This is a genomic window from Gemmiger formicilis (assembly GCF_016901605.1).
GTDB lineage: Bacteria > Bacillota > Clostridia > Oscillospirales > Ruminococcaceae > Gemmiger > Gemmiger formicilis_B.
In genome coordinates this window covers 1-289 of record NZ_JACJKP010000599.1, presented here as the reverse complement: position 1 = coordinate 289, position 289 = coordinate 1, and the positions used below count along the sequence as shown (strand labels likewise).

1 protein-coding gene is annotated in these 289 nt (G+C 63.7%); it reads left to right on the top strand.

What is annotated here, in order from left to right; all coding sequences use genetic code 11:
- Positions 1–289 (top strand): hypothetical protein (locus H6B10_RS16090; protein WP_430661778.1); only part of this gene is annotated, 289 nt, incomplete at both ends.

The window sequence follows — 289 nt, the reverse complement described above, 5'->3', positions numbered from 1 at the left end:
CGGAATCCGATCTGAACCAGGGCGCCGAAGGCGGTCTGCCGGAACAGACCGTAACCGTGGACCAGATCACGGCAACTCCGGTACCGACCGAAACCCCGGCACCGACGGAGGCTCCGGCTTCTGACAGTGCCAGTGATTCGGCTTCGTCCACGGAGCCCCCGGCCAGCGACAGCACATCGGATTCCGGCAATTCGGAGTCTGCTGGTTCGGATTCCGGTTCTTCGGATTCCGGCTCTTCGGAGACGCCGTCCGGCGGTGAAACCATCAACGTGACCATGAACGGCACGGC